This window comes from Nocardioides sp. Leaf374 (genome assembly GCF_916862475.1).
GTDB lineage: Bacteria > Actinomycetota > Actinomycetes > Propionibacteriales > Nocardioidaceae > Nocardioides > Nocardioides kribbensis.
The window spans coordinates 1-25656 of sequence record NZ_CAKASO010000049.1 but is presented as its reverse complement, the minus strand read 5'-3'; the positions used below and the strand labels follow the sequence as shown (position 1 = coordinate 25656).

Here is a 25656-nt window from a genome sequence, read left to right as displayed (position 1 = left end):
CACGAGCACCGCCAGGAGCGCCGCCGCGACCACCCCCACGAGCACCGCCACGAGCACCGCCACGAGCACCGCCACGAGCACCGCCACGAGCACCGCCACGAGCACCGCCACGAGCACCGCCACGAGCACCGCCACGACCACCGAGGAGCCCTGAGATGTGGACCGAGACCGACACCCCGGTCGGGCCGCTGCGCCTGGTCGAGACCGGGGGCGCGCTGAGCGCGATCGAGTTCGCCCCGTGGAGCGACGCCACCGGTCACGACCGCGGGGAGCGCGACGACGACCACCCGGTCCTCGCCGCGACCGTCGCGCAGCTCTCGGCGTACTTCGCCGGCCGGCTGACCGCCTTCGACCTCCCGCTCGCCCCGGTGGGCAGCGACTTCCAGCAGCGGGTGTGGGCCGCGCTGCGCGAGATCGGCTTCGGCGAGACCGCGTCGTACGGTCAGGTCGCCCACCGGCTGGGCATGACGAACGCCGCCTCGCGCGCCGTCGGACTGGCCAACGGGCGCAACCCGATCCCGATCGTCATCCCGTGCCACCGCGTGATCGGCGCCGACGGCAGCCTCACCGGCTACGCCGGCGGCCTCGAGCGCAAGCAGCTCCTCCTGGGCCTCGAGCGGCCCGGCCTGTTCTGAGCCGCTCGCGCCCGTCCCACACGCCCCACCCGTCACACCGGTCGGCCCGGACCCGCACTCATCGGCCCACGCGCGGGCCGACAGGTGCGGGTTTCGCCAGCCGGCCGGTGAAACCCGCGAGCGGCGTGGGGAGCGGCGCGGCACGCCCCGCGTACCCCATGCGTCACACCGGTCGGCCCGGACCCGCACTTGTCGGCCGACGCGTGGGCCGACAGGTGCGGGTTTCGCCAGCCGGCTGGCGAAACCCGCAGCGGGTCAGGCCGACTCGGCCGCAGCCCGCCGCAGCGACTCGGAGAGCCGCTCGGCGGCGGCGAGGACGGCGGGGGCGTGCATACGGCCGGGCTGGCGGGAGAGCCGCTCGAGGGGGCCGGAGACGGAGACGGCGGCGATGATCTTGCCGCTGGGGGAGCGCACCGGCGCGGAGACCGAGGCGACGCCCTGCTCGCGCTCGCCGACCGACTGGGCCCAGCCGCGGCGGCGGATGCCGGAGAGGGCGGCGGCGGAGTAGGCGGCGTTCTGCAGGCCGCGGTGCATCCGCTCGGGGTCCTCCCAGGCCAGCAGCACCTGGGCGGCCGAGCCGGCGCGCATCGTGAGCTGCGAGCCGACGGGGATGGTGTCGCGCAGGCCGGAGGGTCGCTCGGCGGCGGCCACGCACACGCGGTGCTCGCCCTGCCGGCGCCACAGCTGGGCCGACTCCCCGGTGATGTCGCGCAGCCGCGCGAGCACGGGGCCCGCGGTGGCCAGCAGGCGGTCCTCGCCGGCGGCGGCCGAGAGCTCGGCCAGACGCGGTCCCAGCACGAAGCGGCCCTGCATGTCGCGGGCCACCAGCCGGTGGTGCTCGAGCGCCACGGCGAGGCGGTGCGCCGTGGGCCGCGCGAGTCCTGTGGCCGTGACGAGGCCGGCCAGGGTGGCCGGCCCGGCCTCGAGAGCGGTCAGGACGATGGCGGCCTTGTCGAGCACGCCCACTCCGCTGGTGTCCATATGGCAATACTCGCGTCTCAGATCATGGGATGCAACCTCCCGGCGCCAAGTCGGCGCTGTGACCTGGCCGACACCGTGGGTGGGCGTGCCGCGCCCCGGCGGACCCGACGCCGCCTGCGTCTCGCATGCCAAGACCCGAGTCTCACACAATGGGACGCGCGTCGTACGCTGGTCCTCCCGCCGGCGACGCCTGTCGCCGTGCCGCACCGCACTGCAGTCGTCACGAGGGAGTGAGCCATGGGTGCCACCCGCACCGCCAGGACGTTGGCCGAGAAGGTCTGGGACGAGCACGTCGTCCGCTCGACCGAGGGGGAGCCCGACCTCCTCTTCATCGACCTCCACCTCATCCACGAGGTGACCTCCCCGCAGGCCTTCGACGGGCTCCGCCTCGCCGGTCGCCAGGTGCGTCGCCCCGACCTGACCCTGGCCACCGAGGACCACAACGTCCCGACCGTCGACTGGGACAAGCCGATCGCCGACCCGGTCTCCAAGACCCAGGTCGACACGCTGCGCCGCAACGCCGAGGAGTTCGGGGTGCGGCTGCACCCCCTCGGTGACATCGAGCAGGGCATCGTGCACGTCGTGGGCCCGCAGCTGGGCCTGACCCAGCCCGGCATGACCATCGTGTGCGGTGACTCCCACACCAGCACCCACGGCGCCTTCGGGGCGATCGCCTTCGGCATCGGCACCTCGGAGGTCGAGCACGTGCTGGCCACCCAGACGCTCATGCAGGCCAAGCCCAAGACCATGGCGGTCACGATCAACGGCAGCCTCCCCGCGGGCGTCACCGCCAAGGACATGGTGCTGACCCTCATCGCGCACACCGGCACCGGCGGCGGCCAGGGCTACATCGTGGAGTACCGCGGCCAGGCCATCGAGGAGCTCTCGATGGAGGGCCGGATGACGGTGTGCAACATGAGCATCGAGTGGGGCGCCAAGGCCGGTCTCATCGCACCCGACCAGACCACGTTCGACTACATCGAGGGCCGTCCCGAGGCGCCGAAGGGCGAGGACTGGGATGCCGCGGTCGCCCACTGGAAGACCCTCGTCACCGACGACGACGCAGAGTACGACAAGGAGATCGTCCTCGACGCCGCGGAGATGACGCCCTTCGTCACCTGGGGGACCAACCCCGGCCAGGGCGTCCCGCTGGGCTCGGCGGTGCCCGACCCGGCGTCCTACGACGACGAGTCCGACCGCGACGCGGCCCAGAAGGCCCTGGAGTACATGGGCCTCGAGGCCGGCACCCCGATGCGCGAGGTCAAGGTGGACACCGTCTTCGTCGGCTCCTGCACCAACGGCCGCATCGAGGACCTGCGCCTGGCCGCCGAGATCATCAAGGGCCGCACGGTCGACCCCGACACCCGGCTGCTGGTCGTGCCGGGCTCGGTGCGGGTGCGCCTGCAGGCCGAGCAGGAGGGCCTCGACGTCGTCTTCAAGGACGCCGGCGCCGAGTGGCGCGGCGCAGGCTGCTCGATGTGCCTGGGCATGAACCCCGACACCCTGCAGCCCGGCGAGCGCAGCGCGTCGACCTCCAACCGCAACTTCGAGGGCCGGCAGGGCAAGGGCGGGCGCACCCACCTGGTGTCGGTCCCCGTCGCCGCCGCGACCGCGGTGCGCGGCACCCTGTCCTCGCCCGCCGACCTCGCCTGACGCCGACCTCGCCCGACCTGAAAGGCCTCCGATGGACAAGTTCACCCAGCACACCGGCGTCGGCGTGCCGCTGCGCCGCAGCAACGTCGACACCGACCAGATCATCCCCGCGGTCTACCTCAAGCGCGTGACGCGCTCGGGCTTCGAGGACGGGCTGTTCTCCGCGTGGCGCAACGACCCCGACTTCGTGCTCAACGACCCGGCCTACGCCGGCTGCTCGGTGCTCGTCGCCGGCCCCGACTTCGGCACCGGCTCCTCGCGCGAGCACGCCGTCTGGGCGCTGCAGAACTACGGCTTCAAGGCCGTGGTCTCCTCCCGTTTCGCCGACATCTTCCGCGGCAACTCCGGCAAGGCGGGCCTGCTGGCCGCCCAGGTCGACGAGAAGGTCGTCCAGAAGCTCTGGGACCTGCTCGAGGCCCAGCCCGGCGCCACCGTCACCGTCGACCTCGAGTCGCGCACCGTGCGCGCCGGTGAGGGTCCCGACGCGATCGAGGACTCCTTCGACATCGACGACTACACCCGCTGGCGCCTGCTCGAGGGCCTCGACGACATCGGCATCACCCTCGGGCACGCCGACGACATCACGGCCTACGAGCAGACCCGCCCCCGCTGGAAGCCCGCCACCCTCCACGCCTGAGCCCGACCGGGCACCACCCGGGCACCACCGCCGCGACCCCGTCCGCACCCGCGGGCGGGGTCGCGCGCGTCAGGGGCGTACGGCGACCTGCGCGCACCAGGTCTCGAAGCCGATCCGGCGGGCCGTCGCCAGCGAGGCGGCGTTGTCGTCGCGGCTGCTCCACCGGGCGTGGCCGTGGTGGCGCACCGCCCACGACGCCGCGTGGCGCCCGACCCGCTCGGCGAGACCGCGCCCGCGGTGCGCCGGCGCCACCAGCACGCCGACGTCGAGCGGTGCGCCGTCCACCGGCCGGAGGTTGGCCGCCGCGACGACCCGGCCCTCGACGACGAGACCCCACGCCAGGGCGGGGCGGTCGGGCCAGCCCGACTCCTCCCACTCGGCGGCCGGCACCGTGGTGCGCAGCTGCTCGCGCTGCGCGGCGTCCAGCGCCACGACCCCGTCCCCGTCCCCAGCCCCGTCCCCGTCCGCCGGTCCGTCGCCGACCCGCCCACCCCGGGCGAGGGGGTCGGCGTCGAGGTAGGTGTGGGTCGCGGGCCCCACCAGCCGCAGACCACGCTCGTCGGCGAAGCGACGCCAGAAGGCGACGTCCTGCAGCTCGGGGATCTCGCAGCCGGCGAGCATGCCGGCGTCGACCGCCGGGGCGTCGGCGGGGGAGGAGACGTGGACGCCGTCGCCGCGCCAGGCGACGTACCAGCCGGGGTAGTCGCCGAGTCGGCGGTGGGTGCGCACCGTGAGGTCGCACCAGAGGTCCTCCTCGTCGACGCCGAAGACGCGGGCGTAGGAGCGGTCGACGGCGGCGGCGGTGGCGGGGTGCACCCGCCTCACCCTAGGCAGCGGCCACTCACCCCTGTGAGCGGGACCATTCCGGCCGGACCCGACGAACGATGGGCAGCGACAGACGTCACCTACGAAAGGCACACGTCGTGACCACGATCCCCAGCAACGGCATCACCCTCGAGTACACCGACACCGGCGGCACCGGCCGCCCGGTCGTGCTCATCCACGGCTGGCCCCTCAGCGGCGCCTCCTGGTCGGAGCAGGTGCCCGCGCTCACCGACGCGGGCTACCGCGTCGTCACCTACGACCGGCGCGGCTTCGGCGACTCCGACAAGCCGGGCGAGGGCTACGACTACGACACCTTCGCCGCCGACCTCAAGGGCCTGCTCGAGGGTCTCGACCTCTCCGACGTCACCATCGTCGGCTTCTCGATGGGTGGCGGCGAGATCGCCCGCTACCTCGGCACCTACGGCGACGAGCGCGTCCACTCCGCCGTCTTCGCCGCCGCGGTCCCGCCCTACCTGCTCAAGACCGACGACAACCCCGACGGCGGCCTGCCCGAGGAGGCCGTGCAGGAGATGCAGCAGGGCGCCCGCGACGACCGGGAGAGCTTCCTCGACGGCTTCACCACCGACTTCTTCTCCGTCGACGGCACCCTCAAGGTCACCGAGGCGCAGCGCCAGGAGGCCCTGGCCCTCGAGACCAAGGCCGAGGACAAGGCCCTCGTCGACTGCATCGGCGCCTTCGGCCGCACCGACTTCCGCGCCGACCTGGCCAAGGTGAAGGTGCCGACCCTGGTCATCCACGGCTCCGGTGACGCCACGGTGCCCTTCGAGGTGTCCGGCAAGCGCACCGCCGAGGCCGTCGACGGCGCCGAGCTGGTCGTCGTCGACGACGCCCCCCACGGCTTCAACGTCAGCCACGCCGCCGAGTTCAACAAGGCCCTGCTGGACTTCCTGGCCCGCTGAGCCTGCTCGCACCACGACGGCCCTCCCCGCAGCTGCGGGGAGGGCCGTCGCCGTTCCCGGGGTCCCGGGGCCGGGGTCGGCGACTGACGACTCAGCCGGGCGCCAGCCCCCACCGGCGCGCCGCGACCGAGGTCGCCGGGCCCACGCCGAGGCCGAGCGCGACGGCGAGGTCGTCGAGGTCGTCGACGTCGCGGCGCAGGGTGACCAGGTCGCCGCGCACCTCCAGCGCGCCCGCCGCGAGGTGGGCCTCGCGCGACCCCTCGCCGTAGGACGGGGCGAAGTCGGCGTGGGGTGCGGTGTAGAGCGTGGTGCCGACGCCGTCGGCGTCGGCCACGAACGACGCCCCGCCGGGCACGAGCGCCCCCAGCGCGGCGTCGAGGTCGCCGGGGCGAAGGGCGGGCAGGTCGGCGCACAGCGCCACGGGCTCGAGGTCGGGCCAGCGACGTCGCGCCTCGGCCGCTGTGAGGCGCAGCGTGGCGTTGAGGTCGCTGGTGGTGCCGTCGGGGATCGCCGCGCAGCCCAGCCGCGCCAACGCGTGGGAGAGCCGGACGTCGTCGGTGGCCACGAGCACCCTCGCGACCCGCGCCGCCGCCACGCACGCGCGTGCGGTGTCGAGCGCGAAGGCCTTCGCCAGCTCGCGGCGGCCCTCGTCGCTGACGCCGAGCAGGCGCGACTTGCCCACGGCCGGGGGCTTCACGGGCAGCAGGACGGCGTGGACCGCAGGAAGGACGGACATCGCCCCCATCCTCCCAGCAGCCCTGGCGCGTCCGGGGCCCACCTGCGGTGTGGCCGAGGTCACCGGCGAGTAATGTGCGCCTGTGAGTGTCGTCCGCAAGCACGCCCGTCCGCCGGGGGGAGCCTGGAGGTTCGCGGTGGCCGTCGTGAAGCCGGCCCTGCTCGCCACGACCCGCCGCGACTGGCGCGGCGGTGAGCGGATCCCCGCCGAGGGCGGCTGCCTGCTGGTGCTCAACCACATCTCCCACGTCGACCCGCTGACCGCGGCCCACCTGGTGCACGACCACGGCCGGGTCCCGCGCTACCTCGCCAAGTCGGGCCTGTTCCGCGTCCGCTTCGTGGGTCGGATCATGCGGGCCACGGGCCAGATCCCCGTCGAGCGGCTCAGCCGGGAGGCCGTCGGCGCCTACGCCGCGGCCGTGCGCGCGGTCGAGCAGGGCGAGGTCGTGGTCGTCTACCCCGAGGGCACGATCACCCGCGACCCCGGGCTGTGGCCGATGACCGGCAAGACCGGCGCGGCCCGGATCGCGCTGGCCACCGGGTGCCCGGTCGTGCCCGTGGGCCAGTGGGGGGCCCAGGAGATCCTGGCGCCCTACTCCCACCGGCCCCACCTCGTGCCGCGCAAGCAGGTCACGATGCTCGTGGGGGAGCCGGTCGACCTCGCCGACCTCGTCGCCCAGGGCGCGACCCCCGAGGCCGTCGCCCGCGCGACCGAGCGGATCATGGACGCCCTCACCCACCTCGTGGAGGAGGTCCGCGGCGAGCGGGCCCCCGACGTACGGTTCGACCTGCGCCGCGCCCGCGCGGACCACCCCCACCGGAAGGACTCCGCATGACCCTCGGCTCCAGCTCCGGCAAGGTCGCCGTGCTCGGCGCCGGCTCGTGGGGCACGTCGTTCTCCATCGTCCTCGCCGACGCCGGCAACGACGTGACGGTGTGGGCGCGTCGCGAGGAGGTCGCGGAGTCGATCAACGAGAGCCGGGAGAACGTCGACTACCTCCCCGGTGTGGAGCTGCCCGCGGGCATCGGCGCGACCCACGACGTCGAGAAGGCGCTGCACGGCGCCGACGTGGTCGTGCTGGCCACGCCCTCGCAGACCCTGCGGGCCAACCTCGCGACCTGGGCGCCCTACGTCGAGGACGACGCGGTGCTGGTGTCGCTGATGAAGGGCGTCGAGCTCGGCACCCTCAACCGGATGAGCGAGGTGATCGCGCAGGAGACCGGCGCCGGCCCCGAGCGGATCGCGGTGATCAGCGGGCCCAACCTGGCCAAGGAGATCGCGCGGCGCGAGCCGGCCGCCTCCGTGGTGGCCTGCGCCGACGAGTCGGTGGCCAAGCGGCTGCAGCAGCGCTGCCACTCACCGGCCTTCCGCCCCTACACCTCGGTCGACGTCGTCGGCTGCGAGCTGGGCGGGGCCTACAAGAACGTGATCGGCCTGGCCGTCGGGATGGCGGTCGGCCTCGGCTTCGGCGACAACACCACGGCCTCCCTCATCACCCGCGGGCTGGCCGAGACCGCGCGCCTGGCCACGCGCCTCGGTGCCAACCCGCTCACGCTCATGGGGCTGGCGGGCCTCGGCGACCTCGTCGCCACCTGCTCCTCGCCGCTCTCGCGCAACCGCACCTTCGGGGAGAAGCTCGGCCAGGGCATGACGGTGGAGGAGATCTACGCCTCGACCCGCCAGGTCGCCGAGGGCGCGAAGTCCTGCTCCTCGCTGCGCGCGCTGGCGGCCAGCCACGGCGTCGACGCCCCGATCGCCGAGCACGTCGACGACGTCGTGGCCGGCCGGCTGACCACGCAGGAGATGATGAACTCCTTCATCGCCCGCGACACCAAGGCCGAGACCGACTGACCCGCCCGGCGCGGGCGCTCCTGGCCCGGTCCCCGGCCCGGGCGTCGCCTCAGCCCAGGTCGTCCAGGGCCCGGCCCAGGTCGGCCCAGAGGTCCTCGACGTCCTCGATGCCCACGGAGAGCCGCACCAGGGCGTCGGGCACGCTGGCGGGCTCCGACTTCCAGCGACGACGGCGCTCGAAGGTCGACTCCACCCCGCCGAGGCTGGTGGTGTGCACCCACAGCGAGGTCTTGCGGGTCAGCAGGTCGGCGGCGAGGGCACCCTGGGCGAGCACGATGGACACGATCCCGCCGAAGCCGGGGTAGCGCACCTCGCCGACCGCGGGGTGCTCGCGCAGCCGTCGCGCCAGCTCCCCGGCGTTGGCCTGGGCCCGCTCCACGCGCAGGTGCAGGGTGCGCAGGCCGCGCAGGGCGAGGTAGGCCTCGAGGGTGCCGGGCACGGCGCCGAGCAGGTCGCGGCGGCCCTTGAGCACGCCGAGGAGCTCGTCGTCGGCGGTGACGATCGCCCCCATGAGCGCGTCGCTGTGCCCGGCGAGGTACTTGGTCGCCGAGTGGACCACCAGGTCGGCGCCCAGGCGCAGCGGCTGCTGCAGCAGGGGGGTGGCGAAGGTGTTGTCGACGACGACGTAGGCGCCGGCCTCGTGGGCCGCGGCGGCGATCGTCTCGATGTCGGCGACCTCGAGGGAGGGGTTGGTCGGCGACTCCAGCCACACCAGTGCCGCGTCGTCGCAGGCGGCCACGCAGGCCGCGGTGTCGGTGACGTCGACCAGGTCGGTGACCACGCGCCCGCGCGCCTCGAGGTCGGCCAGCTGGAGGATCGTGCCGTTGTAGGCGGTGCGGGGGGCCACGACCTTCGCACCCTGCCCGACCAGGTCGAGCACGGTGGCGACGGCGGCCAGGCCCGAGGAGAACGACAGCGCCCGGCCGCCCTCGAGCGCGCCCAGGGCCTCCTCGAAGGCCTGCCAGGTCGGGTTGCCCCAGCGGCCGTACTCCCGGTCCCCGCCGGCGACGAAGGTCGACGCCATCGTGATCGGGGTGTTGAGCGGCTGGTCGGCCTCCCGCGGCGGGCGACCGGCCGTCACGGCGACGGTGGAGGGGCGGAGCTCGGCGGGCTGGGGGTGGTCGGCCATGACGTCCAGACTAGGGTCACGCGACATGACGTCGAAGGTCGGGACCGCGCCCGGAGCAGCCCTGTGATCGCCCTGTCGCTGGCCGAGGTGGCCGCGGTGGTCGGCGGGGAGGTCGTGCTCCCCGCCGGCGCCGGCGGCACGACCGGCGCCGAGCCGGGGGCGGTGGCCGGGGCGGGGACCACCGTGACCGGCCCCGTGGTCATCGACGGGCGCGAGGCCGGTCCGGGCAGCCTCTTCGTCGCCTTCGTGGGCGAGCGCTCCGACGGCCACGACCACGCCGCGCAGGCCGGCGAGGCCGGCGCCGTGGCGGTGCTGGGCAGCCGTCCGACCCCGCTGCCGACCGTGGTCGTGCCCGATGCGCGCGCGGCGCTGCAGCGCCTCGCCTCCCACGTCGTGGAGCAGGTCCGCCGCGCGGGCGGTCTCACCGTCGTCGGCATCACCGGCTCGCAGGGCAAGACCTCGACCAAGGACCTGCTCGGCGCCGTGCTGGCCCACGCCGCCCCGACGGTGGCCACGCGCGGGTCCTTCAACAACGAGCTCGGCATGCCCCTCACCGCGCTGCGCGTCGAGCCCGACACCCGCTACCTGGTGCTCGAGCTCGGCGCCCGCGGGCGCGGCCACATCGCCGAGCTCACCGCCCTGGTGCGCCCCGACGTCGCCGTCGTGCTCAACGTCGGCCAGGCCCACCTCGGCGAGTTCGGCTCGCGCGAGGCCATCGCCGAGGCCAAGGGCGAGCTGGTCGAGGCCCTCACCGCCGAGGGCACCGCCGTGCTCAACGCCGACGACCACCGCGTCGCCGCGATGGCCTCCCGCACGCGGGGCGCGGTGGTGAGCTTCGGCGAGGCCGAGGGCGCCGACGTACGGGTCGGGGGGCTGCGGCTCGACCGGCTCGGCCGGCCCTCCTTCACCCTGGCCACCGCGCAGGGCGACGTGCCCGTCACGCTGCGGCTCGTCGGCGCCCACCAGGCGCTCAACGCCGCCGCCGCGGCCGCGGCCGCGCTCGCGGCCGGCGTCAGCCCCGCCCAGGTCGGCGAGGCGCTCGACGCCGTCGAGGCCCTCTCGCAGTGGCGCATGGAGCTCACCGAGCGCGCCGACGGCGTCGTGGTGCTCAACGACTCCTACAACGCCAACCCCGAGTCGATGCGGGCCGCCGTCGACGCCCTGGTCTCCCTCGGCGCCGACCCGGCCGTGCGGCGCACCGTCGCGGTGCTGGGCGAGATGCGCGAGCTGGGGGAGGCAGCGCCCGAGGAGCACCGCGCCGTCGGCTCCTACGCCGCGCAGCGCGGCGTCGACGTCGTGGTCGTGGTGGGTGCCGCCGCGCAGGGCATCGCCGCCGGCGCCGGGCAGCGCGCGGTGCTGCTGCCCGACAACGCCGCGGCCGTCGCGTGGCTGCGCGAGCACGTCGCGGAAGGTGACGCCGTTCTCCTCAAGGCCTCCCGCGGGGCGCGCCTCGACGAGGTGGCCGCGAGCCTTCAGTAGGGTCGCGGACCATGACCGAGACCCCTCCCCGGAAGGTCCGGGTGGCCCTCGTCTTCGGCGGCCGCTCCGGCGAGCACGCGATCTCGGCGGCCACCGCCGCCGGGGTGATGAGGGCGATCGACCGCGACACCTACGACGTACTGCCCGTCGGGATCACCCGCGAGGGGCAGTGGGTGCTGGCCCCCGACGACCCCGCCCGCTGGGAGCTGGCCGCCGACCGGCTGCCCGAGGTCACCACCGACGCCGGGCCCGCGCTGGCCAGCCTCGGCGAGGCCGGCCCGGTCGACGTGGTGTTCCCGCTGCTGCACGGGCCCTACGGCGAGGACGGCACCATCCAGGGCCTGCTCGAGCTCGCCGGCGTGCGCTACGTCGGGGCCGGTGTGCTGGCCTCCGCGGTGGGCATGGACAAGCACTACATGAAGCTGGTCTTCGCCGGCCACGGCCTGCCCGTGGGGCCCTACGTCGTGGTGCTGCCGCGTGCGTGGGAGCAGGACCCCTCCGCGGTGGTCGACCGGGTGCAGGCCGAGCTGCGGTTCCCGGTCTACGTCAAGCCCGCCCGGGCCGGCTCCTCGCTCGGCGTGACGCGCGTCGAGGACCTGACCGGGTTGGCCGACGCCATCGAGGAGGCGCGCGCCCACGACCCCAAGGTCCTGGTCGAGCAGGCGCTCGCCGGTCGCGAGATCGAGTGCGCGGTGCTCGGCGGACGCGCCGGGGGCCCGACCCGCGCGTCGGTGCCGGGGGAGATCGTGGTCGACCACGACGCCGCCGACTTCTACGACTTCGAGGCCAAGTACCTCTCCGACTCCCAGGCCCGCACCCAGGCCCCGGCCGACCTGCCCGACGACGTCGCCGAGCGGGTGCGCGCCCTGGCCGTGCAGGCCTTCGAGGCCATCGGGGGCGAGGGGCTCTCTCGCGTCGACGTCTTCGTGGCCCCCGACGGCGACGTCGTGATCAACGAGATCAACACGATGCCCGGCTTCACCCCCATCTCGATGTACTCCAAGATGTGGGAGGCCTCGGGCCTGGCCTACACCGACCTCGTCGGGGAGCTCATCCAGCTCGCCCTCGAGCGCCCGGTCGGCCTGCGCTGAGGCCCGGCCCGGGCGTCAGGGGCTCGAGCCCGGCGTCCGGGCTCAGCCCGCGACGACGCCGCGCAGCAGGTCGCGGGCGACCTCGCCCAGCGAGGTGCCGCTGTGGGTGCAGGCGTAGGGCATCACCGAGGTCTCGGTCATGCCGGGGGTGATCGCGGTCTCGAGCACGACGAAGGAGCCGTCGGGCTCGACGATGAAGTCGGAGCGGGAGACGCCGCTGAGGCCGAGCACGCGGTGGGCCTCCACGGCGGTGCGGCCGATCTCGGCGACCTGCTCGTCGGTGAAGGGCGCGCGGGAGAGCGAGACGTACTCCGCGGTGTAGCGGGCGCTGAAGTCGAACTCGTGGCCCTTCTCGTACTCCACCCACACCGGCATGAGCGCCTCGAGACCGCCGGGGCGCTCCACGCAGACGACGCTCACGTCGACGCCGTGGTGGAAGCGCTCGATGAGCGCGTCGTCGCAGTAGGCGTAGCTGCCCACGAGGGCCGAGGGCAGCGCCCCCATGCCGTCGACGCCGGTGACGCCGAGCGCGCTGCCGCAGCGGGTGGGCTTGACCACCACACGGTCGCCGAGGCGGGTCATGACGTGCTCCATGAGCGCGTTGGCGCCGATGTCGCGGAAGGTCTGGGCCGAGAGGCCGACGCTCTGCGGCACCGGGATGCCGGTCCGGCGCATCAGCTCGCGGGCGGTGCCCTTGTCCCAGGCCACGCGGCAGGCGTTGCTGGAGGAGCCGACGTAGGGCAGGCCGAGGAGCTCCAGCAGGGTCTGGATCTCCCCGTCCTCCCCGAACTGCCCGTGGAGCACGGGGAAGGCGACCGCGACCTTGTCGCGCTCCAGGGCGTGCATCAGGTTGCGGTCGAAGTCGTAGGCGTGCGCCTCGACGCCCTGGGCGCGCAGCTCGCGCACCAGGTTGCGGCCGCTGGCCAGGGAGACGTCGCGCTCGTGGCTGAGGCCGCCGGCGATGACGGCGACGGGGCCCGGGAAGTCCTCGCTCATGGCACGAGGGTCCCACACCGCCCGGTCGCCGGCGGCGGGTGCCGCCGTCCCGGACACGACGGACGCCCCGTGCCGTCGGGGGCGCGGGGCGTCGGTCGTGCGGTCGGTGCCCCGTCGGTGCGGGGCGGGAGGCGGCTGCCTCAGATGTGCACGACGGGGCAGGTGAGGGTGCGGGTGATCCCCTCGAGGGTCTGCACCTTGGCCACCACGAGCTTGCCGAGCTCGTCGACGTTGCGCGCCTCGGCGCGGACGATGACGTCGTAGGGCCCGGTGACGTCCTCGGCGAGGGTCACACCCTTGACCTGCGCGATGGCCGTGGCCACCTCGGCGGCCTTGCCGACGTCGGTCTGGATGAGGATGTACGCCTGGACGACCATGGTGGTTCTCCCTCTACAGCGACTCTGCTGGTCGGTGGATCTGCTCACGCAGACGATTCGCGGTCAACCTACCGCCCCCACCGCCGCGCCGGGTACCCGACCGTCACCGGTCCGCGCCACGGTCCCCGCGTCTGCTGGGATGGGGCCATGACACCCCCGTCGTCCGTCCCCTCGTCCGGCCCGTCGTCCCAGCCGTCGTTCCCGCCCGGGGCCACGCTGGCCGACGCCGGCGAGTTCGGCCTGATCGAGGAGCTCGTACGCCGCTTCCCGCAGGGCGAGCACGTCCTGGTGGGCCCGGGCGACGACGCCGCCGTGCTGCGGGTGCGCACCGGGCACGTCGTGGTGTCGACCGACCTCATGGTCGAGGGACGTCACTTCCGCCGCGAGTGGGCCTCGGCCGCCGACATCGGCCACCGCGCCGCGGCGCAGAACATCTCCGACGTCAACGCCATGGGCGGGCGCGTCACGTCGCTCACGATCGGCCTGGCGGCCCCGGCCGACCTGGAGGTCGCCTGGGCGCTCGACTTCGCCCAGGGCTTCGCCGACGAGTGCGCGCTGGTCGGGGCCAGCGTCGTGGGCGGCGACCTGACCCGCGCCGACCAGGTCGTCGTGGCGGTCACCGTCATGGGGGTCTGCACGGTCGCGCCGGTGCTGCGCTCCGGCGCCCGTCCCGGCGACGTCCTGGCGCTCGCGGGACGCCAGGGCTGGGCCGCGGGGGGCCTGGCGGTGCTGGGTCGCGGCTTCCGCTCGCCGCGGGTGCTCGTGGAGGCCTACCGCCGCCCCGAGCCGCCCTACGACGCCGGTCCGGCCGCCGCCGACGCCGGGGCGACGGCGATGATCGACGTCTCCGACGGCCTGCTGGCCGAGGCCGGGCACCTGGCCCGGGCCTCCGGGGTGGCCGTCGACGTGCAGCGCGCCGCGCTCGACCTGGCCGAGCCGCTCCAGGCCGTCGGTGCCGCGCTGGGCGCCGACCCGCTCTCCTTCGTGCTCGGCGGCGGTGACGACCACGCGCTGCTGGCGACCTTCCCGGCGGGGGCGGACCTGCCGGAGGGCTTCACGCCCATCGGCACGGTGGGGGAGGGCTCCGGCGTCACCCTCGACGGCGCCGCCTACGACGGGCCGACCGGGTGGACCCACTTCTGAGGCCCCGGTCCTCTGAGGCCCCGGTGAACGACGAAGGGGCCGTCACCGCGAGGTGACGGCCCCTGTCGAGGCGTGGGTGCTGCGCTGGGTCAGCGGGAGACCTTGCCGGCCTTGAGGCACCCGGTGCAGACGTTGAGGCGCTTCGGGGTGCCGTTGACCTTGGCACGGACGCGCTGGATGTTGGGGTCGAAGCGTCGCTTCGTGATCTTGCGCGACCACGGCCGGTTGTTGCCGAAGCCAGGCTTCTTGGCGCAGATGTCGCAGACGGCAGCCACCGTGAACTCCTGTAGATCGATTGCTAGAGATGAGGTTCGAACGACGTTCGAGGGGCCCGGTCGAGCGGGCAGCCGCACCAGAGTATCCGACGTCTCCGGGCACGGGCGAATCGAGCCGACCGAGCCGCGCGAGCGGCGTCGGTGCGTTGATCTAGCCTAAGCCCCGCACCCCCCGGGCGACGATCCGGTCCGGGTGCCCCGTCCGCTGCCCCGGCAGCCCGACCCGAGGTGAGTCGATGGAAGTCCCCGGCAGCGGCCACGTGCAGCTGGCCGTCGTGCTGCGCTTCGTCGACGTCGCGGTCGACGCCCTCGCGGCCGCGCGCGAGGAGGTCGACGCGCTCAACGTCTATCCCGTGCCCGACGGCGACACCGGCACCAACATGCACCTCACCGTCTCCGCGGCGCGCGAGGCGGTGCGGCAGGCGGTGGCCGACCGGTCCGACGCCGACGTGGTGGAGGCCCTCGAGGCGCTGCGGCGCGGCGCGCTGCTGGGGGCCCGCGGCAACTCGGGCGTCATCCTCAGCGAGATGCTGCGCGCGATCGTCGAGCGCCTGCTCGCCGCGACCTCCGAGGAGACCAACGCCCGCGTCGTCGCCGACGCCCTGCGCCGTGCGGCGGCCGCCAGCTACGCCGCCGTGGGGGAGCCCGTGGAGGGCACGATGCTCACCGTCGCCCGTGCCGCCGGTGACGCCGCGGTGCTCCGGGCCGAGGAGCCCCGCGCCCGTGCCCGCGACGTCTTCGCCGCGGCCGCGGCGGCGGCGCGTGCAGCGCTGGCCGCCACGCCCGACCAGCTGCCGCTGCTGCGCGAGGCGGGTGTGGTCGACGCGGGCGGTCGTGGTCTGAGCGTCGTGCTCGACGCCGCCGAGACCGTCCTCACCGGCCGGCGCCCGGTGCCGGTCGCGAGCGGTCTGGGGGCCGCCCGCACCATCCCGGTGCCCCACCTCGGTCCGGGCGGTCACGCGCTGGCCGCCGACGGGCCGTCCTACGAGGTGATGTACCTCCTGGAGACCACGGCCGAGCGTGTGCCGGAGCTGCGGGCGCGCCTCGGCGGGCTGGGCGACTCCCTGGTCGTCGTGGGCGGCGACCCCCTGTGGAACGTCCACGTGCACGTCGACGACGTCGGCGCGGCGATCGAGGCGGGCATCGACGCCGGTCGCCCCCACCGGATCCGGGTCACCCACTTCGCCGAGCAGCGCGCGGGCGCGGCGACCACCCCCGTCGGCGCGGCCTCGCGCAGCGGCAGGCGGGTCGTGACCGTCTCGGCCGGTGCGGGCCTGACGCGGCTCTTCGAGGAGGCCGGGGCCGTCGTCGTGGCCGGGGGGCCCGGTCGTCGGCCCTCCACTGGCGAGGTGCTCGCCGCGATCGAGGCCAGCGGCGCCGCCGAGGTCGTGCTGCTGCCCAACGACGAGGCGTCGGTGCGGGTGGCCGAGGTGGCGGCCTCCACCGCCGCCCAGGACCTCGGTCTGCGGGTCGCCGTGGTGCCCACGATCGCCCAGGTCGAGGGGCTGGCCGCCCTGGCGGTCCACGAGCCCGGGCGCGGCTTCGACCGCGACGTGCGCGAGATGACCGCGACCGCGCGCCACGTGCGCCAGGGTGCGGTCACGGTGGCGGCGCGCCAGGCCATGACCATGGCCGGGCCCTGCGAGCCCGGCGACGTGCTGGGCGTCGTCGCGGGCGACTTCGTGGTCGTCGGCTCCGACGCCTTCGACGTCGCCACGCAGGTGCTCGACCGGCTGCTGGCCAGCGGCGGCGAGCTGGTCACGGTGGTGGCGGGGGTCGACGACCCCGAGGGATCCCTGGCCACGCGGGTGGCCGGGTGGCTCGAGGAGCAGCACCCCACCGTCGAGGTCGTCGTCTACGACGGCGGCCAGGACCGCTACCCCCTCCTGGTGTCGGTCGAGTGAGGGCGAGGAGGCTGTTCTCGTGATCGGTCCTGACTCCCCGGTCGAGACGGTGCTCGGCAACGCCGACAAGGCCAAGCGCGACCTCGTCGTGGACAAGCTGGGCCTGCGCACCGTCGGCGACCTCGTGCACCACCTGCCGCGGCGCTACCTCCGCACGGCCGAACTCACCCTCGTCGAGGACGTCGAGGAGGGCCAGGTGCTCGTCGTCGTGGGCCGGGTCGTCGCCACGAGGGTCATCCCCTACGAGGACCGCCGCACCGGCAAGCCGGCCTTCCGCGTCGAGGTGACGGTCGAGACCGACGGGCCGCCGCTGCGCATGACGTTCTTCTCCAAGCGCAAGGGCGTCGCCCAGTGGCACGCCGATCGCCTCGAGGTGGGACGGCGGGGGATCTTCCAGGGCAAGGCCACGATCTTCAACCGGCAGTGGCAGCTGACCAACCCGCAGATGGTGCTCTTCAGCGAGGAGGAGGGGCGCGACCTCGAGCGGAAGCGCCAGGAGGGTCGCCAGCCCCTCGAGCTCGAGGCGCTGCGTGCCCTCTACCCGCTCTACCCCGCGATCAAGGGCGTGGACTCCTGGGACCTCCAGCGCGCGATCACCTTCGCCCTCTCGGTGCTCGACGACCCGCCCGACGCGCTGCCCGAGCCGTTGCGCGCGGAGCACGGCGTGCTGGACCGCGCCACCGCCCTGCGCTGGATCCACCTGCCCGACGACTGGGGGCAGGTCACGCGCGCCCAGCACCGCCTGCGCTTCGAGGAGGCCCTGGTCACCCAGCTGGTGCTCGGCCGTCGCCGCCGGGCGCTGCAGGCGCAGGGGGCGCAGGTCCGCGCCGGCGGAGGAGGGCTGCTCGCCGCCTTCGACGCCCGCCTCCCCTTCGAGCTGACCGAGGGCCAGCGCGCCGTCGGGGCGGAGGTGGAGGCCGACCTGGCCCGTCCCGTGCCGATGCACCGCCTCCTGCAGGGCGAGGTCGGCTCGGGCAAGACCCTGGTGGCGCTGCGCGCGATGCTGCGGGTCGTCGACTCCGGCGGCCAGGCGGCGTTGCTGGCGCCCACCGAGGTGCTGGCCCAGCAGCACCACCGCTCGATCACCGCACTGCTCGGCGACCTCGCCGGCGGCGGCATGCTCGGCGGTGCCGCCGAGGCCACCGGCGTCGAGCTGCTCACCGGCTCGATGACCAAGCGGCAGCGCACCGCCCCGCTCTCGCGGCTGGCCAGCGGCGAGAGCGGCATCGTCATCGGCACCCACGCGCTGCTCGAGGACACCGTGCAGCTCGACGACCTCGGGCTCGTCGTCGTCGACGAGCAGCACCGCTTCGGCGTCGAGCAGCGTGCGGCGCTCACCGACAAGGCCGGCAGCCCGCCGCACGTGCTCGTGATGACCGCGACCCCCATCCCGCGCACCGTGGCGATGACCGTCTTCGGCGACCTGGAGGTCTCGACGCTCGCCGAGCTGCCGGCCGGGCGCGCGGCCATCCAGACCACGGTCGTGCCGGTGGCCGAGGCGCCGCACTGGGTCGACCGGGTCTGGCAGCGCGTGCGCGAGGAGGTCGCCGCCGGCCACCAGGTCTACGTCGTGTGCCCGCGCATCAGCGGCGACGTCGTCGAGCAGGGCGGGCAGGACGCCGTCGACCTCGACGAGGACGGGCAGCCCCTGGCCCGCCCGCCGTCGCTCAGCGCGGTCGAGGAGGTGCTGGCCGAGCTGCGGGCGGGCCCCCTGGCCGACCTGCGGGTCGAGCCGCTGCACGGCCGGATGACACCGGAGGACAAGGACCGCACGATGACGGCCTTCGCGGCCGGCGAGGTCGACGTGCTCGTGGCCACCACCGTGGTCGAGGTCGGTGTCGACGTCGCCAACGCCACCACCATGGTGCTGCTCGACGCCGACCGGTTCGGGGTCTCCCAGCTCCACCAGCTGCGCGGGCGCGTCGGGCGCGGCGGCCTGCCCGGGCTGTGCCTGCTGGTCACCCACACGTTGCCCGGACCGGCGCGCGAGCGGCTCGACGCGGTCGCCGCCACCACCGACGGCTTCGAGCTGAGCCAGGTCGACCTGGAGACCCGACGCGAGGGCGACGTGCTGGGCCGCTCGCAGTCGGGTGGCCGCTCCAGCCTCGAGACGCTGCGGGTCCTGCGCGACGAGGACACCATCCTCGCCGCGCGCGCGGCGGCCGGGAGCCTGCTCGACGACGACCCCGACCTCGACGGGGTGCCGCAGGTGGCCGCCGCAGTGCGCGCGCTCGAGGACTCGGTGCGCGCCGACTGGATGGAGCGCTCGTGACCCGGATCATCGGGGGCAGCGCGGGTGGTCGTCGCCTGGCCACGCCCCGCGGGGCCGCCACCCGTCCCACCAGCGACCGGGTCCGCGAGGCGCTCTTCTCGGTCATGGAGTCGTGGTGCGGCTCGCTGCACGGCCTGCGCTTCCTCGACCTCTACGCCGGCTCCGGCGCGGTCGGGCTCGAGGCGTGGTCGCGCGGCGCCGGCTTCGTCACGCTGGTCGAGTCCGATCGCCGCACCGCCGCCCTGGTGACGGCCAACGCGCGGACGCTGGGGTTCCCCCGCGCCGACGTGCGGGCCGCCCCCGTGGCCAGCGTGCTGTCGCGGCCCGCGGTGGCGCCCTACGACCTGGTCTTCGCCGACCCGCCCTACCCCCTGCCCGAGGAGGCCGTGGCCGCCGACCTCGCCGCCCTGGTCGAGCACGAGTGGCTGGTGCCCGGCGCGCTCGTGCTCGTGGAGCGCTCCTCGCGCAGCCCCGAGCCGACGTGGCCCGACGGCTTCGACGACGTGCGGCGCCGCACGTACGGTGAGACCACCGTGTGGACGGCCCACGCCCCCGAGCCGGACTGACCCCACGACCCGAGCACGACCCCGATCCCCACCCCTGCCCCCCCACCCGACCCCGAGGAGTGGCGCGTGCGCCGAGCCGTCTGTCCCGGATCCTTCGACCCCGTCACGCTGGGCCACCTCGACATCGTCGGGCGTGCCGCCTCGCTCTTCGACGAGGTCGTCGTGGCCGTCGGCGTCAACGCCTCGAAGAACCGGATGTTCACCGCCGAGGAGCGCATGGACATGCTGCGCGAGGCCTGCGCGCCCTGGTCCAACGTGCGCGTCGACGGCTTCAGCGGGCTGCTGACGACCTTCTGCTCCGAGCACGGGGTCCACGCCATCGTCAAGGGACTGCGCGCGGTGAGCGACTTCGACTACGAGCTGCAGATGGCCCAGATGAACGCCTCCCTCAGCCACGTCGAGACCGTCTTCGTGCCGACCAGCCCCGAGTTCTCCTTCCTGGCCTCGAGCCTGGTGAAGGAGGTCGCGACCTTCGGCGGCGACGTCTCCACGCTGGTGCCGGCCTTCGTCGACGAGCGGCTGCGGGCCCGGATCGCGGAGAACGCCGCGGCCCGGTGACCTGCCTGGTGACCTGCGGGGGAGGGCCGGAGCTGCGTTTTGGTCCGCCACCCCCGCGGCGGTTACGATTCCCGACGATCTGTTGTGCCTGGAACCGGAAGTGACACCCTGAAGAGCCTGGACCCGAGAGCGCCGCTCGTGCTCGACACCCGCGAGCTCGGCCGCCGCCCGGGGTCCCAGCGTCAGGTGTCCCGTCAGGTCCCAGCCCCAGCAGATCTCGGCATCGAAGTCCTCCATGTCCCCGAGGGTGCGCCGGTCGACCTCGACCTGCGCCTCGAGTCGGTCATGGAGGGGGTCCTGGTGACGGGCGAGGCGCGAGCCACGCTCGAGGGCGAGTGCGCGCGGTGCCTGGAGCCGATCTCCGACGAGATCGAGGTGACGTTCCAGGAGCTGTACGTCTACGAGCAGCACCAGACCCCGCACGACGAGGACGACGAGGTCAGTCGGCTCGAGGACGACCTGGTCGACCTGGAGCCCCAGCTGAGGGACGCGGTGGTGCTCGCACTGCCGTTCCAGCCGCTGTGCCGCGACGACTGTCCGGGGCTGTGCACCGAGTGCGGTGCCCGCCTCGCCGACGATCCGGACCACTCGCACGAGGAACCGATCGACCCCCGCTGGGCCGGCCTGGCCGCGCTCCAGCAAGACGAGGCTCCCCGGGGCGACTGACCCGGCGCCGAGGCAGTACGGTGCACCGATCGTGCACCAACCCCGCACCACCCACCGAACGACCGGAGTGCCCATCCCGGGTGCTCCACAGCGAGCCGGACCTGCCGGCCCTGGTAGAGGAGAGAACTGTGGCTGTCCCGAAGCGGAAGATGTCGCGCAGCAACACGCGTCACCGTCGCTCGGCCTGGAAGGCCGTCGCCCCCACCCTGGTGACCTGCGCCAACCCGGCCTGCGGTGCCAAGCACCTGCCCCACCGCGCCTGCGCCACCTGCGGTCAGTACGGCGCGCGCGCCGAGCGTCGTCAGGTCCTCTGATCTGAACGACTACGCCGAGCTCCGAGCAGCGCTCGGGGACCCTGAGCTGGCCCCCGAGCTGCTCGAGCGTGCCCTGACCCACCGGTCCTACGCGTACGAGAACGGCGGCCTGCCGACCAACGAGCGCCTGGAGTTCCTGGGCGACTCGGTGCTCGGCGTGGTCGTGACCGAGCAGCTCTACGTCACCCACCCCGACCTCTCGGAGGGCCGTCTGGCCAAGCTCCGGGCCGCGGTGGTCAACGCACGCGCCTTGGCCGAGGTCGGGCGCGCGATCGGGCTGGGCGAGCACGTCAAGCTCGGTCGGGGCGAGGAGTCGACCGGCGGTCGCGACAAGGCCTCGATCCTCTCCGACACCGTCGAGGCGGTCATCGGCGCGGTGCACATGTCACCCGGGGGCTTCGAGACCTCGGCGCGCGTCGTGCACCGTCTCTTCGACCCGCTCATCGAGGCGGCGTCGGCGATGGGTGCCGGGCTGGACTGGAAGACCTCGCTGCAGGAGCTCGCCGCCGAGCACACCCTCGGCGTGCCGGAGTACGTCATCGAGGACGACGGCCCCGACCACATGAAGACCTTCACCGCCCAGGTGCGCGTCGCCGACCGGCTCTACGGCAACGGCAACGGCCGGTCGAAGAAGGAGGCCGAGCAGGCGGCCGCCGAGACGGCGTACGGCGAGATCGCCAGTGCCCTCGGCGTCGTCGACCCCACGACCGTCGCCGTCACCGAGGCCGTCGGCGAGGTCGTCGCGCCCACCGACGCCGACGCCGACGCCTGACCCGTGCCGGAGCTGCCCGAGGTCGAGGTCGTCCGCGCGGGCCTCGAGCGCCACGTCGTGGGCGCCACCGTCACCGACGTCGAGGTGCTCCACCCGCGCCCGGTGCGCCGGCACGCGGCCGGCCCCGCGGGCTTCGCCGCCGACCTGACCGGCCGCCGCATCGTCGGCGCCCGCCGACGCGGCAAGTACCTGTGGCTCCCCCTCGACGACGCCGACACCGGTGACGCCCTGGTGGCGCACCTCGGCATGAGCGGCCAGATGCTGGTGCAGCCGCCGCAGGCCCCGGCCGAGCGGCACCTGCGCGTGCGGCTGCGGCTCGCGGGGGCCGACGAGGGCCGTGAGCTGCGCTTCGTCGACCAGCGCATGTTCGGCGGGCTGTCGATCTCGGTCGGCGGCGCCGTCCTCCCGCCCGAGATCTCCCACATCGCGCGCGACCCGCTCGACCCGGCCTTCGACGACGACGCCTTCGTCGCCGCGGTGCGCCGCCGCCGCTCGGCGGTCAAGCGGCTGCTGCTCGACCAGGGGCTGGTCTCCGGGGTGGGCAACATCTACGCCGACGAGTCGCTGTGGCGGGCGCGCATCCACGGCGAGCGGCCGGGGGAGCGGCTCACGCGCGGCCAGGTCGTCGAGCTGCTCGCGCACGCCCGCGAGGTCATGGGCGACGCCCTCGCGCAGGGAGGCACGTCGTTCGACGCCCTCTACGTCAACGTCAACGGCGAGTCGGGCTACTTCGACCGCTCGCTGCACGCCTACGGACGCGAGGGCGAGCCGTGCGAGCGGTGCGGCACGCCGATCCGACGCGTGGCGTTCACCAACCGCTCCTCGTTCTTCTGCCCCGTCTGCCAGCCGGCGCCGCGGCGTCGGCGGGCGCCGGGGCCGCTCGCCGGGCCGGCGCTGCCCGCCCCCGACTGAGCTCGACCCCGACCAGGCCCGACCGGGCCCGACCAGGCCCCGCCTGTGCGCTCGGATTGACCCTGCGGGGCACCGGTGGGACTCTTGTAGACGGCCCTCTCAGGGTCGTACCGCACGCACCCAGACCCACCTCCGGAAGGTAAGCCATGGCCAAGGCGCTGATCGGCTACATGAGCAGCGACCTGCGCGACCCGCGTCTCGCCTCCGACAACGCGCGACTGCGCGCGCGGGTGGCCGAGCTGGAGTCGCTCGTCGTCCGCCTCAGCGAGGAGAACGACCGCCTGGTCGCCTCGCGCGCCGCCGAGATCCTCGACGCCGCGCACACCCAGGAGATGCAGCCGGCCTGACCCGCCGCACCGGTCGGCGCACGCCGGCCGGAAACCCGCGTGCCGACCGCGGGGCGGAGCGCTAGCGTCCTGACCCCGTGAGCAGCCTGGTCGAGATCGTCGTGCCCCGTCGGCTGGGCCCGGGCTACCGGTGGCTCCTGGCCTCCTCGTGGACCAGCAACCTGGGCGACGGGATCGTGCTGGCCGCCGGGCCGCTCTTGGTCGCCTCGCAGACCGACCAGGAGTTCCTGGTCGCGCTGGCGGCGCTGGTGCAGTGGCTGCCGCCGCTGCTGCTCGGTCTCTACGCCGGGGCGCTGACCGACCGCGTCGACCGCCGGCGGCTGGTGATCGCCGTCGACCTCGTGCGCTGCGGCGTCCTGGCCCTGCTGACCACGGCGGTCCTCACCGGCGCCGTCTCGATCGGTCTGGTCCTCGTCGCGCTCTTCCTGCTCGGCACGGCGGAGATGTTCGCCGACAACGCCTCGAGCACGATCCTGCCGATGCTGGTCGACCGCGACGACCTCGCGGTCGGCAACGCCCGGCTGCAGACCGGCTTCATCACCGTCAACCAGCTCGCGGGCCCGCCGCTGGGCGCCGCGCTCTTCGCGGCGGGCGCGGCGTGGCCGTTCGCCGCGCAGGCGGTGCTCGTGGCCCTCGGGGCCCTGCTGCTCTCGCGTCTCGTGCTGCCGCACCGGCCGGCGCCGACCGACGTGCCGCGCGCCGACCGGCGGCTGCGGGCGGAGGTGGGCGAGGGCTTCCGGTGGGTGCGCCACCACGCGGCCGTGCGCACCCTCGTGCTGACCATCTTCGCCTTCAACGTCACCTTCGGCGCCGCCTGGTCGGTGCTGGTGCTCTACGCCACCGAGCGGCTGGGGCTGGGCGCGGTCGGCTTCGGCCTGGTCGCGACGGTGGGTGCCGTCGGCGGGCTGCTCGGCACACTGTCCTACGGCTGGATCACGCGCCGGGTCAGCCTGGGCGACCTCATGCGCGTGGGGCTGGTGGTCGAGACCCTCACCCACCTGGGGCTCGCCCTGACCACCGACCCTCGGGTGGCCCTGCCGATCTTCTTCGTCTTCGGCGCCCACGCCTTCATCTGGGGCACCACCTCCATCACCGTGCGCCAGCGGGCCGTGCCCGCCCGCCTCCAGGGCCGCGTGGGCAGCGTCAACCTGGTCGGGGTCTACGGCGGCCTGGTGATCGGGTCGGCCCTCGGTGGGGCGCTGGCCCAGGGGTTCGGGGTCACCGCCCCCTTCTGGTTCGCCTTCGTCGGCTCGGCGGTGCTCGTGGTCGCGCTGTGGCGCCAGCTCAGCCACATCGCCCACGCCGACGCGCGCACCGCGCCGCTCGACGACGTCTGACCCGCCGGCTGGAGTCGGCCGCCGGTAGGGTGACGGGCGCCGGGCTTCCCCCACGTGGCCGTCGAGACGGCCCCGTGCCCGTCCGGACGCGACGACCGAGGAGCCCGTGGTGTACCTCAAGAGCCTGACCCTGAAGGGCTTCAAGTCCTTCGCGTCCGCCACCACGCTCCAGCTCGAGCCGGGCATCACCTGCATCGTCGGGCCCAACGGCTCGGGCAAGTCCAACGTCGTGGACGCCCTCGCCTGGGTGATGGGCGAGGCCAGCGCGAAGTCGCTGCGCGGCGGCAAGATGGACGACGTCATCTTCGCCGGCACCTCGGGCCGCCCACCGCTGGGGCGCGCCGAGGTGCTCCTCACCATCGACAACTCCGACGGCGCGCTGCCGATCGAGTACGCCGAGGTGACGATCAGCCGCACCATGTTCCGCAGCGGCGGCTCGGAGTACGCCATCAACGGCAGCACCTGCCGCCTGCTCGACGTGCAGGAGCTCCTCAGCGACTCCGGCATCGGCCGCGAGATGCACGTCATCGTCGGGCAGGGCCAGCTCGACACCATCCTGCACGCGACGCCGGAGGACCGGCGCGGCTTCATCGAGGAGGCCGCCGGGGTGCTCAAGCACCGTAAGCGCAAGGAGAAGGCGCTGCGCAAGCTCGACTCCACCGACGGCAACCTCACGCGGCTGACCGACCTGCTCAGCGAGATCCGTCGCCAGCTCAAGCCGCTGGGCCGCCAGGCCGAGGTGGCCCGCCGTGCGGCGACCGTGCAGGCCGACGTGCGCGACGCCCGGGCGCGGCTGCTGGCCGACGACCTGGTGGGCGCCCGCACGTCGCTGGAGCAGGAGCTGGCCGACGAGTCGGTGCTCCTGGAGCGCCGGACCCGGCTCGAGGCGGCCCTCGCCGAGACCCGCGAGGCCGAGGCGGCTCTCGAGGCGGCGCTGCGCGAGGACCTCCCGGCGCTGTCGGCGGCCCAGGAGACGTGGTTCGCCCTCTCGGGCCTGCGCGAGCGGCTGCGGGGCACCCAGTCGCTGGCCGCCGAGCGCGTGCGCAATGCCGCCGGCGCGGCGCCCGAGCAGCCCTCGGGCCGCGACCCCGAGGAGCTCGAGGAGCAGGCCGGGCGGGCCCGTGCGCGCGAGCAGGAGAGCGCGGCCGAGGTCGAGGAGCGACGCGCCGCGATGGACCGGGCCGTCGCCGACCGCACGGCGGCCGAGGAGGCCGCCGCCGCGGAGGACCGGCGCGTGGCGGGTCTGCAACGGGCTGCGGCCGACCGCCGCGAAGGCCTCG

The 25656-nt window shown here is 74.6% G+C and carries 27 protein-coding genes; 20 read left to right on the top strand and 7 right to left on the bottom strand.

The features are described from left to right. The first annotated feature begins 155 nt into the window (after positions 1-155). Positions 156-635 carry a methylated-DNA--[protein]-cysteine S-methyltransferase gene (locus tag LPA27_RS17210; RefSeq protein WP_056862334.1) on the top strand — a complete coding sequence of 160 codons (480 nt, stop codon included), beginning with the start codon at positions 156-158 and terminating at the stop codon, positions 633-635. Between the two features lie 255 nt (positions 636-890). On the opposite strand, the gene LPA27_RS17205 is transcribed toward LPA27_RS17210, so the two are convergent. After that, positions 891-1616 carry an IclR family transcriptional regulator gene (locus LPA27_RS17205; protein ID WP_056862335.1) on the bottom strand — a complete coding sequence of 242 codons (726 nt, stop codon included), beginning with the start codon at positions 1614-1616 and terminating at the stop codon, positions 891-893. 237 nt (positions 1617-1853) lie between these two features. Between LPA27_RS17205 and leuC the strand changes: the two genes are divergently transcribed. Then, positions 1854-3269 (top strand): 3-isopropylmalate dehydratase large subunit, encoded by a 1416-nt coding sequence (gene leuC / locus LPA27_RS17200; protein WP_228943222.1) that lies wholly within the window; start codon positions 1854-1856, stop codon positions 3267-3269. Positions 3270-3300: 31 nt separating this feature from the next. Then, positions 3301-3906: a 3-isopropylmalate dehydratase small subunit gene (leuD, locus tag LPA27_RS17195; protein ID WP_056862337.1), complete on the top strand. Its 606-nt coding sequence runs from the start codon at positions 3301-3303 to the stop codon at positions 3904-3906. A 69-nt stretch (positions 3907-3975) separates the two neighbouring features. Here the strand turns inward: leuD and LPA27_RS17190 are convergent, their stop codons facing one another. Further along, positions 3976-4722, bottom strand: coding sequence for a GNAT family N-acetyltransferase (locus LPA27_RS17190; RefSeq protein WP_228943221.1), 747 nt, complete (start codon positions 4720-4722; stop codon positions 3976-3978). Between the two features lie 107 nt (positions 4723-4829). Here LPA27_RS17190 and LPA27_RS17185 point away from each other — a divergent pair, with 107 nt between their 5' ends. Further along, a complete protein-coding gene (locus tag LPA27_RS17185) occupies positions 4830-5651 on the top strand; it encodes an alpha/beta hydrolase (protein ID WP_324251273.1) in 822 nt (273 codons plus the stop codon). Between the two features lie 91 nt (positions 5652-5742). Here the strand turns inward: LPA27_RS17185 and cofC are convergent, their stop codons facing one another. Next, positions 5743-6387 carry a 2-phospho-L-lactate guanylyltransferase gene (cofC, locus tag LPA27_RS17180; RefSeq protein ID WP_228943220.1) on the bottom strand — a complete coding sequence of 215 codons (645 nt, stop codon included), beginning with the start codon at positions 6385-6387 and terminating at the stop codon, positions 5743-5745. An 82-nt stretch (positions 6388-6469) separates the two neighbouring features. On the opposite strand from cofC, the gene LPA27_RS17175 reads away from it, so the two are divergent. Both LPA27_RS17175 and LPA27_RS17170 read left to right on the top strand, forming a co-directional pair. After that, the gene (locus LPA27_RS17175; protein ID WP_228943219.1) at positions 6470-7222 is read left to right on the top strand and encodes a lysophospholipid acyltransferase family protein; all 753 of its coding nucleotides are present in this window, start codon (positions 6470-6472) and stop codon (positions 7220-7222) included. Then, complete coding sequence (locus LPA27_RS17170; protein WP_056862341.1) at positions 7219-8238, top strand: NAD(P)H-dependent glycerol-3-phosphate dehydrogenase; 1020 nt, start codon at positions 7219-7221, stop codon at positions 8236-8238. The genes LPA27_RS17175 and LPA27_RS17170 overlap by 4 nt, the downstream gene beginning before the upstream one ends. A gap of 49 nt (positions 8239-8287) precedes the next feature. Here the strand turns inward: LPA27_RS17170 and LPA27_RS17165 are convergent, their stop codons facing one another. Then, a complete protein-coding gene (locus tag LPA27_RS17165) occupies positions 8288-9367 on the bottom strand; it encodes a trans-sulfuration enzyme family protein (protein ID WP_228943218.1) in 1080 nt (359 codons plus the stop codon). A gap of 63 nt (positions 9368-9430) precedes the next feature. On the opposite strand from LPA27_RS17165, the gene LPA27_RS17160 reads away from it, so the two are divergent. Both LPA27_RS17160 and LPA27_RS17155 read left to right on the top strand, forming a co-directional pair. Next, on the top strand, positions 9431-10846 hold the full coding sequence (locus LPA27_RS17160) for a UDP-N-acetylmuramoyl-tripeptide--D-alanyl-D-alanine ligase (RefSeq protein ID WP_228943217.1): 1416 nt from the start codon (positions 9431-9433) through the stop codon (positions 10844-10846). Positions 10847-10857: 11 nt separating this feature from the next. Next, positions 10858-11937: a D-alanine--D-alanine ligase family protein gene (locus tag LPA27_RS17155; RefSeq protein WP_228943216.1), complete on the top strand. Its 1080-nt coding sequence runs from the start codon at positions 10858-10860 to the stop codon at positions 11935-11937. 42 nt (positions 11938-11979) lie between these two features. Here the strand turns inward: LPA27_RS17155 and LPA27_RS17150 are convergent, their stop codons facing one another. Both LPA27_RS17150 and LPA27_RS17145 read right to left on the bottom strand, forming a co-directional pair. Next, positions 11980-12933, bottom strand: coding sequence for a D-alanine--D-alanine ligase family protein (locus LPA27_RS17150; RefSeq protein ID WP_228943215.1), 954 nt, complete (start codon positions 12931-12933; stop codon positions 11980-11982). Between the two features lie 140 nt (positions 12934-13073). Further along, positions 13074-13310 (bottom strand): Lrp/AsnC family transcriptional regulator, encoded by a 237-nt coding sequence (locus LPA27_RS17145; RefSeq protein WP_056862346.1) that lies wholly within the window; start codon positions 13308-13310, stop codon positions 13074-13076. A 147-nt stretch (positions 13311-13457) separates the two neighbouring features. Between LPA27_RS17145 and LPA27_RS17140 the strand changes: the two genes are divergently transcribed. Then, positions 13458-14453 carry a thiamine-phosphate kinase gene (locus LPA27_RS17140; protein ID WP_056904620.1) on the top strand — a complete coding sequence of 332 codons (996 nt, stop codon included), beginning with the start codon at positions 13458-13460 and terminating at the stop codon, positions 14451-14453. Positions 14454-14542: 89 nt separating this feature from the next. Here LPA27_RS17140 and rpmB read toward each other — a convergent pair whose 3' ends face one another. Then, the gene (gene rpmB / locus LPA27_RS17135) at positions 14543-14728 is read right to left on the bottom strand and encodes a 50S ribosomal protein L28 (protein ID WP_056862348.1); all 186 of its coding nucleotides are present in this window, start codon (positions 14726-14728) and stop codon (positions 14543-14545) included. A 236-nt stretch (positions 14729-14964) separates the two neighbouring features. Between rpmB and LPA27_RS17130 the strand changes: the two genes are divergently transcribed. The 11 genes from LPA27_RS17130 to LPA27_RS17080 all read left to right on the top strand — a co-directional run. Beyond that, complete coding sequence (locus LPA27_RS17130) at positions 14965-16632, top strand: DAK2 domain-containing protein (RefSeq protein ID WP_056862349.1); 1668 nt, start codon at positions 14965-14967, stop codon at positions 16630-16632. 19 nt (positions 16633-16651) lie between these two features. Further along, complete coding sequence (locus tag LPA27_RS17125; protein ID WP_228943214.1) at positions 16652-18904, top strand: ATP-dependent DNA helicase RecG; 2253 nt, start codon at positions 16652-16654, stop codon at positions 18902-18904. Then, positions 18901-19470, top strand: a complete 570-nt coding sequence (gene rsmD / locus LPA27_RS17120; protein ID WP_056904617.1) for a 16S rRNA (guanine(966)-N(2))-methyltransferase RsmD — start codon at positions 18901-18903, stop codon at positions 19468-19470. Before LPA27_RS17125 ends, rsmD begins: the two co-directional genes overlap by 4 nt. A 66-nt stretch (positions 19471-19536) precedes the next feature. After that, positions 19537-20028: a pantetheine-phosphate adenylyltransferase gene (coaD, locus tag LPA27_RS17115; RefSeq protein ID WP_228943213.1), complete on the top strand. Its 492-nt coding sequence runs from the start codon at positions 19537-19539 to the stop codon at positions 20026-20028. A gap of 108 nt (positions 20029-20136) precedes the next feature. Beyond that, a complete protein-coding gene (locus tag LPA27_RS17110) occupies positions 20137-20694 on the top strand; it encodes a YceD family protein (RefSeq protein WP_056862897.1) in 558 nt (185 codons plus the stop codon). 128 nt (positions 20695-20822) lie between these two features. Then, the gene (rpmF, locus tag LPA27_RS17105) at positions 20823-21008 is read left to right on the top strand and encodes a 50S ribosomal protein L32 (RefSeq protein WP_056862353.1); all 186 of its coding nucleotides are present in this window, start codon (positions 20823-20825) and stop codon (positions 21006-21008) included. A gap of 1 nt (position 21009) precedes the next feature. After that, complete coding sequence (rnc, locus tag LPA27_RS17100) at positions 21010-21780, top strand: ribonuclease III (protein ID WP_056862898.1); 771 nt, start codon at positions 21010-21012, stop codon at positions 21778-21780. Positions 21781-21783: 3 nt separating this feature from the next. After that, positions 21784-22692 carry a bifunctional DNA-formamidopyrimidine glycosylase/DNA-(apurinic or apyrimidinic site) lyase gene (gene mutM / locus LPA27_RS17095; RefSeq protein WP_056862354.1) on the top strand — a complete coding sequence of 303 codons (909 nt, stop codon included), beginning with the start codon at positions 21784-21786 and terminating at the stop codon, positions 22690-22692. A gap of 146 nt (positions 22693-22838) precedes the next feature. Next, positions 22839-23039 carry a hypothetical protein gene (locus tag LPA27_RS17090; protein ID WP_056862355.1) on the top strand — a complete coding sequence of 67 codons (201 nt, stop codon included), beginning with the start codon at positions 22839-22841 and terminating at the stop codon, positions 23037-23039. Between the two features lie 77 nt (positions 23040-23116). After that, positions 23117-24376: an MFS transporter gene (locus LPA27_RS17085; RefSeq protein ID WP_228943212.1), complete on the top strand. Its 1260-nt coding sequence runs from the start codon at positions 23117-23119 to the stop codon at positions 24374-24376. Positions 24377-24485: 109 nt separating this feature from the next. Then, on the top strand, positions 24486-25656 hold a 1171-nt coding region (locus LPA27_RS17080; protein WP_228943211.1), incomplete at its 3' end, for a chromosome segregation SMC family protein.